General features: G+C 67.9%; 9 protein-coding genes, 1 pseudogene and 1 riboswitch. Of the genes and pseudogenes, 1 reads left to right on the top strand and 9 read right to left on the bottom strand.

Translation table 11 applies throughout. From position 1 onward, the window contains the following. Positions 1-211: 211 nt before the first annotated feature. From ISN38_RS13795 to ppc, 4 genes and pseudogenes are all read right to left on the bottom strand, one after another. Positions 212-430 (bottom strand): annotated as a pseudogene (locus ISN38_RS13795) (alpha/beta hydrolase); the annotation flags it as partial. 78 nt (positions 431-508) lie between these two features. Beyond that, positions 509-1,513 carry an Lnb N-terminal periplasmic domain-containing protein gene (locus ISN38_RS13790; protein ID WP_038236418.1) on the bottom strand — a complete coding sequence of 335 codons (1,005 nt, stop codon included), beginning with the start codon at positions 1,511-1,513 and terminating at the stop codon, positions 509-511. Between the two features lie 71 nt (positions 1,514-1,584). Further along, entirely contained in the window at positions 1,585-2,148 is a 564-nt protein-coding gene (locus ISN38_RS13785; protein ID WP_003465481.1) for a TetR/AcrR family transcriptional regulator, read from the bottom strand. A 118-nt stretch (positions 2,149-2,266) separates the two neighbouring features. Next, positions 2,267-4,984, bottom strand: a complete 2,718-nt coding sequence (gene ppc / locus ISN38_RS13780; protein ID WP_058361593.1) for a phosphoenolpyruvate carboxylase — start codon at positions 4,982-4,984, stop codon at positions 2,267-2,269. Positions 4,985-5,274: 290 nt separating this feature from the next. Further along, a riboswitch (S-adenosyl-L-homocysteine riboswitch) is annotated at positions 5,275-5,374 on the top strand. Between the two features lie 35 nt (positions 5,375-5,409). Here ppc and ahcY point away from each other — a divergent pair. Then, positions 5,410-6,855: an adenosylhomocysteinase gene (gene ahcY / locus ISN38_RS13775; protein ID WP_058363114.1), complete on the top strand. Its 1,446-nt coding sequence runs from the start codon at positions 5,410-5,412 to the stop codon at positions 6,853-6,855. 171 nt (positions 6,856-7,026) lie between these two features. Here ahcY and ISN38_RS13770 read toward each other — a convergent pair whose 3' ends face one another. The 5 genes from ISN38_RS13770 to ISN38_RS13750 form a co-directional block, all read right to left on the bottom strand. Beyond that, positions 7,027-7,782: a class I SAM-dependent DNA methyltransferase gene (locus tag ISN38_RS13770; RefSeq protein WP_003465486.1), complete on the bottom strand. Its 756-nt coding sequence runs from the start codon at positions 7,780-7,782 to the stop codon at positions 7,027-7,029. Positions 7,783-7,814: 32 nt separating this feature from the next. Further along, positions 7,815-8,747: a sulfotransferase domain-containing protein gene (locus ISN38_RS13765; protein ID WP_003465488.1), complete on the bottom strand. Its 933-nt coding sequence runs from the start codon at positions 8,745-8,747 to the stop codon at positions 7,815-7,817. A gap of 518 nt (positions 8,748-9,265) precedes the next feature. After that, entirely contained in the window at positions 9,266-9,952 is a 687-nt protein-coding gene (locus ISN38_RS13760; RefSeq protein WP_003465489.1) for a sulfotransferase family protein, read from the bottom strand. A 145-nt stretch (positions 9,953-10,097) separates the two neighbouring features. Then, positions 10,098-10,655 (bottom strand): DUF3228 family protein, encoded by a 558-nt coding sequence (locus ISN38_RS13755; RefSeq protein WP_003465491.1) that lies wholly within the window; start codon positions 10,653-10,655, stop codon positions 10,098-10,100. 244 nt (positions 10,656-10,899) lie between these two features. Further along, positions 10,900-11,823 (bottom strand): M14 family metallopeptidase, encoded by a 924-nt coding sequence (locus tag ISN38_RS13750; protein WP_206711851.1) that lies wholly within the window; start codon positions 11,821-11,823, stop codon positions 10,900-10,902. Positions 11,824-11,825: the final 2 nt, after the last annotated feature.

Raw genomic sequence — 11,825 nt, 5'->3', positions numbered from 1 at the left:
GTTCATAGGTGAACGCAAATGCGATACGTCATCGAGACATACGCATGCGTATTGCAGGTACGTGTGGCTGCGGCATTTTTCTCGCTGACAGCCAGCGCTTCATGACGCCACTGTAGGGGCTGCAGCCGCGACAGCTGCTATCCGTAGAGCTTGTCGCGGCTGAAGCCGCTCCCACAGGTCGCGCTGGCCTGGCACCATCGACTGCACCGCATCACTCCGACACGATCTGCGCATGCAGGATGCGGCGGATCTCCAGGATCGCCTGCGGCGTCTCCTGCACGCTGCGTCCGGAGGTGATCACCAGCTCCGATTCGGCGCCCTGCAGATGCGCGCTGCGGCACGGCACCAGCCCGTCGTCGGCGTCAGCCAGCGGCAGCGCCGGATTGCGCAGGGCAATGATCGAGTTGTAGCGCACCGCCGACGAGATCGGCGCAACCGGACCCGGCGAGCAGGCCCACGGCCAGCAGCGCGCGCGCCGCCAGCTGCCGCATTGCCTGCGCGGCGTGCATCAGCGCGGCGCTCCGGGCAGTTCTTCGCCGGGGATGCCTGCACGGATACGCTGCGAAAAATCGGCGCCGGTACCGGCCTGGCGCGCGCGCTCGCCGATGCGCCCGCGCGCCTGCAGCGTGGCCAGCGCGTAGCCCGGCACGAAGCCGTGCTGCGCGTACACATACGACGGCAGATAGCCGGACAGCAGCAAGCGGTAATCCAGCGGCAGTTGCGGTTCGAACTTGCGCACCAGTTCGAACACGATGGTGGTGCAGTTGCTGGTGGCGGTGTTGTAGAACTGCGGCGTGCGCTGCAGCTGCTGCGCGCGCGCCACATAGCCCAGGAACAGCTGGCGCAGCTGCGTGCGCGGAATGTTCAGGCGGTACAGATAGATGTCCTCGCCGCGCACGTTGCTGCGCACGGCGAGGATGTCGCGCTCGTCGGCGGCGATCATCGCCTGCTCGAAATTGCGGAAGAACCCGGCCAGCGCCGAGAACGATTCGCCGCGCTCCTTGCGGATCTCCAGCGAGAACACCACCCGGCGCCCGTCGTCGAAGCCGAACGAGACCAGGGTGTGGGCGATCGCCGGCCCCATCCAGTAGGACAGCGCCAGGTCCGCCGAGACAAGCCGGTCCAGGTCGTACTGGCGGGTTTCCCAGCGCGGCGTGTAGTCGCTGTCGCTGCGCCAGGTGAAGTTGCGCACGTTGTGCAAGGTGACGAAATGGCCGTCGTGGAGCTGCGGCTGTAACGCCTGCGCCACGTCGTCGGCCCAGTCGCGGTTCTGCTCGGGCAGCAACTGCGACCAGCCGAACACCAGGCCGGCGCAGGCCACGGCGAAGATCCACGGCAGCACGCGGTAGTCGCGATGGTGGCGCAGGCCCCACAGCGCGGCGCCGCCCATCGCCAGCCACAGCAGCGCCGAGGCGTAGCGCACCAGGGTGCCGGTATGCGGCAGGTAGGCCAGGAACAGCCCACCGCAGACGCTGGCCAGCACGATCGCCAACGCCGCCGCCGCGCGCGCCATGCATGCCGGCCAGCGCCGCTGCGCGGCGATCGCGGCGGCAGCGCGGCCCTGCCCTCGCCCGCGACGCAGGCTCATAGCGTCGCCGCCGCAGGCGTGGCCAGCGCATGGCACAGCAGCCGGCAAGCGCGCAGCGCCAACGCCTTGCGTTCGGCTTCGTCGCTGCCGCGCTGGCAGGCGCCGAGCATGTCCATCAACAGGGCCAGGTCGTCGCCGTCCAGGCCCGCGCGGCACAGGCCGGCGTCGGTGGCGCGCTGCAGGAACGGCAGCAGGATCGCCATCAGCCGCGCATGCGCCACTTCGATCTGCGGATGGTCGCGCGGCATCGAGCGCCAATAGTCGGCCAGCGGCGCGGACATCGCGATGTGCTCGGCGACATCGCGCAGCAGCAGGAACAGGCCGTCGGGGCGCTCGCCGATATCGCGCGCGCAGCAGTCCAGCCCGTCCAGGGCGCGCTGCAGCAGCGCAATCATCAGCTGCGCACGGTCGGCGAAATTGCGGTACAGCGTGGCCCGGCCCACGCCGGAGCGCTCGACCACCAGCTCCAGCGGCGCCAGCACGCCGTGCTCGCAGAACACCTCGTCGGCCGCGTCGAGCAGCAGGCGGCGGCGTTGAGCGGCATCGGCACGGAAGTCCATGCCGAGGATTATCGGACAATGTTGTCCGCTTGCAAGCGCAGCGTCGATCCGCGCGCGTCGCTGCCGTCCCGCAGCGCGCCCGGCGGCGCCGCTGCGGGGACTGCCCGGCGCTTCCCCGTCAGCCGGTGTTCTGCACGCCCTGCGAGACGCCGTTGACGCAGGCCACCAGCGCGCGCAGCAAGTCCTCGTCCTCGCCGTCGGTGGCCCGCCAGCGCTGCAGCAGGTCCACCTGCAGCACGCTGATCGGGTCGATGTAGGGATTGCGCAGGCGGATCGACAGCGCCAGCCGCGGGTCGTGCTGCAGCAGCGACGCCTGCCTGGTCAGCGATTTCACCCAGCCCTTGGTCAGCGCCAGTTCGTCGCGGATGCGCGGGAAGAAGCGCGCGTGCAGCGGCCCGGCCAGGCGCGAGAACATCTCGGCGATGTTGAGGTCGCCCTTGGACAGCACCATCGCGATGTCGTCGAGGAAGGTGCGGAAGAACGGCCAGTCGGCGGCCATCTCGCGCAGCGTGTCCTCGTGGCCGGCCTCCACCGCCGCGCGCAGGCCGCTGCCGACGCCGTACCAGCCCGGAATCACCGCACGCGCCTGGCTCCACGCGAACACCCACGGAATCGCGCGCAGGTTGTCCAGTGCCGCGTCCTGGCCCAGCCGCCGCGACGGCCGCGAGCCCAGGGTCATCCGCTCAATCACGTCGATCGGCGTGGCCAGGCGGAAATAGCGCATGAACTCGGCATCGCCGACGAAGCTGCGGTAGGCGACGGTGCTGTGCTCGGCGACGATGTCCATCACCGGCCGCCACGCGTCCTCGCGCGCGTCCGGCGCGCGCGGGCGCAGGCTCGACAGCAGCACCGCGCCGGTCATCTGCTCCAGCGAGCGCAACGCCAGCGCGCGGATGCCGTACTTGCGGTGGATCACCTCGCCCTGCTCGGTCACCCGCAGGCGGCCATCGACGCTGCCGCGCGGCGCCGCTTCCAGCGCACGCGTGGTCTTGCCGCCGCCGCGCACGATCGAACCGCCGCGGCCGTGGAAGAAGGTCAGGCGGATGCCGAGGTCGGCGGCCGCGTCGAGCAGTTCCACCTGCGCGCGCTGCAGGCCCCAGCGCGAAGCGGCGATGCCGCCGTCCTTGCCGCTGTCCGAATAGCCGAGCATCACCATCTGCACGTCGTTACGCGCGGCCAGGTGGCGCCGGTAGACCGGATCGGCGAGCAGGTCGCGCAGCGTGTCGGTGCCGCCGCGCAGATCGTCCACGGTCTCGAACAGCGGCACGATGTCCAGCGGCACCGCGCCCTGCGCATCGACCAGGCCGCCGCGCCGGGCCAAGGCAAGCACGGTCAGCACGTCGGCACGGTTGTGCGCCATGCTGATGATGTAGCTGCCCAGCGCATCGGCGCCATGGCGCGCGCGCGCATCGGCGAGCGCGGCGAACACCGCGTCCAGGCGCGCGTTGCCGGCATCGCCGGTGGCCGCCGGCAAGGTCTGCTCGCCGCCGGCATAGGCGCCGAGGACGGCGGCGCGCTCCTTGGGCGAACGCGCATCCCAGCCGTCGTCGCCCAGCGCCGCGGCGACCGCGCGCGCATGCACGCTGGACTCCTGGCGCACGTCCAGCCGCGCCAAGTGGAAGCCGAAGCTGCGCACCCGCCACAGCAGCCGGCGCACCGCGAACCAGCCGGCGTGCAGGCCCTTGTTGGCCTGCAGGCTGTCCAGGATCAACTGCAGGTCCTGTTCCAGTTCGGCCGGCGCGGCATAGGCACCCGGCGCGTCGTCCAGCGTCGCCTGCAGGCGCGCGCGCATCAGGTCGTTGAGCAGGCGGTACGGCATGTCGCCATGGCGCGGCCGCGAGCGCGCCGCGGCCTCGGGCAGCAGTTGCCGATAGCGTTGCAGCTGCGCCAGCAACGCATCGCTGACCGTCACCAGCGTGGTCGATTGGCTGAGCAGGCTGGCCAGCTGCCACAGTTCCTTCAGATAACGGTCCAGCACCGCGCGGCGTTGCGCGTCGAGGGTGGCGGTGATGGTGCCGGCATCCACGTTCGGATTGCCGTCCATGTCGCCACCGACCCAGGTACCGAAGCGCAGCAGCCGCGGCAGCGGCAGCGGCGCGCCGTAGGTCTCCTCGATCGCATGCTCCAGGGTCTCGTACATCACCGGGACCACCCGGTACAGCACCTGGGTCAGGTAGAAACCGACATGCTCGCGCTCGTCTTCCACGGTCGGCCGCACCGGCGAGGAATCGGCGGTCTGCCACGACGCGGTCAACGCCATGCGGAAGCGCGCCGCATCGGTGGCGCGCTCGCCGGGCGTGCGCATGCCGTCGAGGTTGTCGACCAGGCTGGCCACCATCAGCTGCTCTTTCTCCAGCAACGCGCGGCGCACCGCTTCGGTCGGGTGCGCGGTGAACACCGGCTCCACGTCGATGCGCGGCAGCCACTCGCCCAGTTCCTGCGCGCTCACCCCCTGCGCCTTGAGCCGGCGCAACGCATCGTGCAGGCCGTCCGGCTGCGGCGTGTCGGCACTGTTGCGCTGGTAGTCGCGGCGGCGGCGGATGCGGTGCACGCGCTCGGCGATGTTGACCACCTGGAAGTAGGTGCTGAACGCACGCACCAGCGCCTCGGCGTCGCGCGGCGTACGCCCGTAAAGCTGCTCGCTCAGCGAGGACGGCGGCGCATCGCGCTCGCGGCGCGCGATCGCGGTGGTGCGGACGGTTTCGATCTCGTCCAGAAACTGCGCAGACACCTGCTCGGCGAGCAGGTCGCCGACCAGCGCCCCCAGTCGGCGCACGTCGTCGCGCAAGGGGATATCGGGCGTGGCAAACACGATGCTGCTGCGGTACTCGTTCATCGGAAACGCATGGCTCGGCGGTGGGGGGCGTCGCAAGACTAACCCAAAAGTATTAGTCGCTCGCCCAGCGTGGTAACGATTACAAAGCGAACCATCGGGGGCCATGCAAGGTGTCCAGGACCCAGGACATGCCCCGCAGCCCAGGCCGAGAGGCCGCCCGGCCGAAGCCGCCAGACCCCGTCACGGAACTGTCGTCAACGGCTGTCGATGGATGCCGGTGTGCGCCGCGTCCCAGGCCGCAGCGCCGCATTCAAGCGCCTCACGCCACTGCCGCTATAATTTGTTGTCCCTCCGCCGAGGGGCGCTGCGACCGTGTCGATGCGGGGTTCCCCGCCTGCAGACCCGGCCAGGCTCGGCGGCAGGCTTGAGCGACAACGGCGCCCGGACCTTCGCGAGTTTTCTCGCCATTGACCGGAGCATTACTGATGAACGCTGTACGCAAGAGCTTTTCCACCGAGGGCGACTACAAGGTCGCCGACATCTCCCTGGCCGATTGGGGCCGCAAGGAGCTGGACATCGCCGAGCACGAGATGCCGGGGCTGATGTCGATCCGCCGCCAGTACGCCGCCGCCAAGCCGCTGGCCGGCGTGCGCGTGACCGGCTCGCTGCACATGACCATCCAGACCGCGGTGCTGATCGAGACGCTGAAGGACATCGGCGCCGACGTGCGCTGGGCCTCGTGCAACATCTTCTCCACCCAGGACCACGCCGCCGCGGCGATCGCCGTCACCGGCACCCCCGTGTTCGCCTGGAAGGGCGAGAGCCTGGAGGAATATTGGGACTGCACCCTGCACGCGCTGACCTTCACCCTGCCCGACGGCACCCAGACCGGCCCGGAGCTGGTGGTGGACGACGGCGGCGACGTCACCCTGCTGATCCACAAGGGCTACGAACTGGAAAACGGCTCCAAGTGGGTGGACGAACCCGCGGCCTCGCACGAAGAGCAGGTGATCAAGGACCTGCTCAAGCGCGTGGCTGTCGAGCGCCCCGGCTACTGGACCCGCGTGGTCAAGGACTGGAAGGGCGTGTCCGAGGAAACCACCACCGGCGTGCACCGCCTGTACCAGCTGGCCGAGGCCGGCACCCTGCTGGTGCCGTCGATCAACGTCAACGACTCGGTGACCAAGAGCAAGTTCGACAACCTGTACGGCTGCCGCGAGTCGCTGGCCGACGGCCTCAAGCGCGCGATGGACGTGATGCTGGCCGGCAAGGTCGCGGTGGTCTGCGGCTACGGCGATGTCGGCAAGGGTTCGGCGCACAGCCTGCGCGCCTACGGCGCCCGCGTCATCGTTACCGAGATCGACCCGATCTGCGCGCTGCAGGCGGCGATGGAAGGCTTCGAGGTCAATACCGTCGAAGACAGCCTGGGCCAGGCCGACATCTACGTCACCACCACCGGCAACAAGGACATCATCCGCATCGAGCACCTGACGCAGATGAAGGACCAGGCCATCGTCTGCAACATCGGCCACTTCGACAACGAGATCCAGGTCGAGGCGCTGTATGCCTACCCCGGCGTGCAGAAGATCAACATCAAGCCGCAGGTGGACAAGTTCGTGTTCCCGAACGGCAACGCGATCTTCCTGCTGGCCGAAGGCCGCCTGGTCAACCTGGGCTGCGCCACCGGCCACCCCAGCTTCGTGATGTCCAACAGCTTCGCCAACCAGACCCTGGCGCAGATCGACCTGTGGCAGAACAAGGACAGCTACGAAAAGCAGGTCTACCGCCTGCCGAAGAAGCTGGACGAGGAAGTGGCGCGCCTGCACCTGGAAAAGATCGGCGTGAAGCTGACCACGCTCAGCGACGACCAGGCCGCCTACCTCGGCGTCTCGGTCGATGGGCCGTACAAGCCGGAGCATTACCGGTACTGAGTGGTTGCTGCATCGCTCATCAGTCGCACATCGGGCGCCGCAAGGCGCCCGATGTGTTTAAGATCCCGCGTACCCGGAGCGCGCGCGGCCACCAGGGCGTCTGGCGGCACACCCAACCATTCGCGCAAACCCGCAGCGACCCGTACCATACCGGCGGCGGCATTGCCGTGATTACCCGGCGCGACGGTAGACGGAGATCTGCGAGCGGGCGCGTGCGTCGAAGGGCTGCTGCGCCCAGTCCGACCAGCGTTCCTGCAACTCCAAGCCAGCCAGGCGCGCCATCAGGTCCAGTTCCGACGGCCACACGTAGCGATAGCGGTCGTTGAAGATACGGGTGCCGGACTCGCCGATCAGCACGATGCGTTGCTGCACCAGCTGCCGCACCGGATCGGTACTGGAGCACAACAACAGCACCGGCGCATCGCCCGCGTCCAAGGCCGGCGCGTCCAGCACCGGCGTCACCTTGGCGCCGGCCTGCAGCATCTCCGCCTGCGGCACCAGGGTCTGCAGGACGAACACGCCGGAGGCCGACAGGCGCTCGCGCACCGCGACCATGCAGCGTACCTGCGCGCTCTGCGCCAGCAGATAGCCGAACGAGAACACCGAGTAGATCAGGTCGAACGGCCCGGCGATGGGCACATCGAGGAAATCGCCGCATACCAGCGTCAGGCGCTCGGCGCCCGGCTTGTCACGCAGCCTGTCCAGCATGAGCGGAGAGTTGTCGATCCCACTCACCACTGCGCCGCTGGCCGCGAGCGGCAGGGCGATACGGCCGGTGCCGACACCCAACTCCAGCGCCCTGCCGCCGCCCACCAGCGCAGCCAACAGCTCTACGCACTGCGGCGTGTTGGCGGCGGCTCGCCGTTCCTGCAGCAGATCGTAGTATTGCGAAACTCGGTCGTACGCGTGCGCCGACGATGCGTGCATGGCCCTACCTGGACAGTGAATGGAGAGCGCGCCTAGGTGACCATACCGACCACCGCATGCGCGGCACCGGCAGATTCGCCGGTGGCGAGCCAATGCGCGCAATCGGCACCGAGTTCGGCGGCGGCGCGCTGCAGATAGGCCGCGTTGGCGGCAGGTGCAAGGGTTTCGCGCCAGCGCCCATTGCAGCCACGGTTGAAGAACGCCCGCCCGCCGTCGCGCCAGAAGCCGGCCCCCTGCGGAACGTAGCGCGCGGCATGCGCGCGCATGTACTCAAGGCTGCAATGCCGCAGTACGCGTTCGCAACGCGCCGGGTCCAGCGGAACATCGAGGAAGGCGGCGATGCGTCGCACCTGCGCAGGCAGGTCCTGCAGCAGCGCCGCGTAATGGACCAGCAGCACGTTGTCGCAGTCGCGCAACACCCACCAGGAGCGCACGCCTTCCCAGAACGGCCACAGCGGGGCGCCGTCCTCGCGCAACCAGGTTTCGAAGTACTCGGCGACCGGGCATGCGGGCGGCCGCATCACCTTCAGCTTGCCGCCGCTGCGCGGCTCCGCGTCCAGGCGCGCCTGCGCGTCCACGCTCACCGCACGCTGGTGGTCGTAAAGGCTCCAGACGATGTCGCGGCCATCGCGGCCGACGTAGAGATAGCGCGCCTGCTCGGATAGCACCAGCGCATCGGCCGGAAGATGGGTCTTCACGAACCGGCGATGGCGCTGTTCGGCCAGCAACCGCAGCTTGGTCGCCTTGTCCGGATACACCGAATCCAACCATGGCGACACGCTGGACACCGGAACCTGCGCATCGGCGGCGAAGATCAGCTGCGCGACGATCTGCTGGACCCAGGTGTTTCCTGCCTTCGCGTAGCTGGCGATGACGATGTCATCGGTACGGAAAACGAAATCGTTCCACACGGTGGAATCGAAGAAGCGGTTGGGATATTCCCGTTGTTTGGGAGGCATGCCCACGTCGGCGTCCTGTCGGCCCTGCTCGGATCGGTGGCGCTTGGCACACGGAATGCATCCGCGCTCGGCAATATACATCGAAGCCCATGTCGGCCAGTTCGATGCAAAACCGCACGCCAATGGAAGGAAGCGTCGGCGCACTCGAGATATGGGCAGGCTGCGAAGTTGCGTGCAGCGGGAGATCGCTCGCCGCAGCAGTCGGTGCGCCCGTTGCACGACTTACTCCGATCAGCCTGCCAGGATCAACCTTCGGAAACCGCGGTCATTGTGTGTAGATATACGCGACCTTACGCGGGCCGAACACCATCAATAGTTTCGAAAACGCATGTGACAAAGCTTTTTTTGCGATTTTCATCACATTCACCTGTCAATAACTTTCAAAAATGATGGAGCGCCTACTTCTTTCAAAGTAACAATATTCGCATGACCGGTCAATATTCCCGACAACACTCTCTTTTCGAACATTCGCTATCGCGCACGCGCGCGTACAACGAGCGCAAATCGTCGTACACAATGCCTATTCATCCGAACAGATCCTGGCGCAGGTAGTCGAGATAATCGCGAACATGCCGCTCACGCGCCGCGATGTCGTCGGGCAAGCGCAGGCCGCGTGCGAACCAGCGCAACCGCGGCCGCGCGTGCAGATGCGGATACGCCTGCGCAGGCACTGGTACGCCCAGGAAGGCGCACAGCGGCGCCCAGCCCTGCCGCGACGAGAACACCAGCAGCCGGTCTGCCGGCACGGTGTCGACGACCGCCTGATTCCACCGCTTGAAATAATCGACCATAAAGGCGCGATCATCGCTGCGGCCGGTGAACTGCCTCTTCAGAAACGCGCTGAATATTTCTCCTTCCGGACCGATAAAGGCGCTCTTTCTGCCCGGCACCAGGATGGTCTGGGTCACCGACTCGAACCAGCTGTCCGGATCACGCACGGTCAGCACGACCTTCGCCTGCGGATACACCTCGATCAATTGCCGCCAGTAGTAACACCCTGGATGATCGGTACTGGAGCGATAGCCGGCGAAGATCGCCGGCCAGTCAGCAGCGCCGCGCTCGGCTGCGTTCCACAATGGCAACGCCGTGCGCATGTTCGCCACGACCTCGGTCGCGTGATAGCAGGGCCCGAATCCAAGATGCTCCAGCGCGAACTTCAGCGACAAGGTGCCGGTCCTGCCCAGTCCCGCTCCGATCACCTGCAGCGACATCGCAATCCTCCGCTCCGATCCTTACGAGGCGGGAACCTAACACGCATCGATGGCCTGCGTCCTTGCGCCGACGACCAGGACCTGCGATCAGGCCGCGCCCGCGACGCATGCCGCAGATATGTGCGCAACCGGAACGCGGTGGCGCTTATTCGCGCCAATTCGCATTGCGTTCCCAGAACGCCACGCTGCGCCGATACGCCTCGCGGTCCAGCGCCACGCCCGAGCCGCCTTCTTCCACGCCCAGCGCATTGCGCAGCATGGTGATCGGTGCCATCGGGATCTCCTGCGGCTCGGCGGTGTAGAGGCAGCCGACCACGCCCCACTCGGCCTCGATCGGCGCGCCCTCGCGCGCCAGTTGTTCGCGGCTGTAGAGGATCGGCAGCAGGTACGCGGCGACCGGCGGCGCGACGCCTTCGAACCAGCGCACCAGCACTGGCAACTCCTCCCTGCTGCGCGCTTCGTAGCCCGAACGTAACAGGTGCCGATTGGCATCGGTGATCGGTGCGGTCAGGCAGCGGGTCGAAGTCCAGTTGCGGTGCACGTGCAGCTTACAGAATGGCGCGTAGCCGGCCAGCACCTGCAGCGGTGCGGTGTCGTTGAGGTGGCGCTCGAACTGCTCGGGCGTGCAGTCCTGGATCGCGTTGCGGCGCGCGTCGCGCGGGAACAGACGAGTGCGGGCGAAAGGAGTCAGGACGATGGACATGGCGAGCACGGGCACGAGGAGCGGGCAAGCGTAGCGCGCCCCGTGGGCGATGGACACCGTGCGCACTGGACACCCGAGTAGCGGCCGTCATCGCATTGCTCCGACCAGCCCGCTGTTCCGCCCGGACTTTTCCCTACCGCTGGAGCGTCGGGGTTGAAACCCCTCCTACAGAAAAGGCGTCGGTGCGCCGCGATGCCTGCCATCGCGCAGACACCCAGCACGTTCCGCTTTTCACGTCTGGCGCCTACTGCGGATACGCCAACGCGTAATCGATCGCCGCACGAATCGCCGCCGCCTGCGCGGCATTGCACTGCTCGGGCGTGGCGGCGGGGCTATCCGGGTAGACCTCGGTCGTCGTGGTGTAGCGCGCGTCGCTGATGCCCGCACACAGCCCCAGCGTCTTCACCGGGTAATGGATGACGCCGTGCGCCACCACCGGCGAGCCGATGATCTTGCCCTGCACATCGGCCGGCGCGATATGCGTGACCTGCGCCACCGCCGCGATCACCGCCTGCTGGAACGCCGGCTGCGGGTTGTCGCTATCGCCGACCAGGTAGAAACCGTCGGGAACGCCCTCGGGCTCGTAGCCGACGCCGTCGCGCGCGGCCAGCGCCGGGCGGAATTCGGACTCGTCGCTGTCGGTGGTCTCGTGCAGGTCGATGTGCATCAGCACCCGACCGCGCAGCGGCACGACCAGGCGCAGCAGCGCGGCCGATTCCTGCGCCGGGCTGTCCTCGCGGAACGAGCGGTTGGGATCGAGGGCGTCCGCGTTCCAGCGCTGGATGCGCTCGTAGGCCCACGGGCTTACGCACGGCGCCACCAGCAGGTTGGCGTGACCGGCGTAGTCGCCCGCGTAGCGTTCGGCGAACTGCAGCGCACCATGCACGCCGCTGGTTTCGTAGCCATGCACACCGCCTGTGACCAGCATGCATGGCAAGGCATCGTCCCAGTCGCAGCTGCGCAACGCCAGTAGCGGATAGCGCGCCTGCGCATACGCCAGTTCCCCGTACTCGACCACGTCCCATTGCCCGCGCAGACGCGCGATGACCGCCACCACCTCGTCCTGGTAGCTGCGCCGGCGCTGCTGTCGGGTCAGCCAGGCCGCCTTCTCGGCGGCGCCCCAGGACACGCCGGGAGTACCGATCGGGTAGAAGGCTGGGCTGGTCATGG

It is taken from the genome of Xanthomonas translucens pv. undulosa (genome assembly GCF_017301775.1).
GTDB classification, from domain to species: Bacteria; Pseudomonadota; Gammaproteobacteria; order Xanthomonadales; family Xanthomonadaceae; genus Xanthomonas_A; species Xanthomonas_A translucens.
Note: the sequence above shows the minus strand (reverse complement) of the source record. Positions and strands in the feature narration are given on the sequence as shown.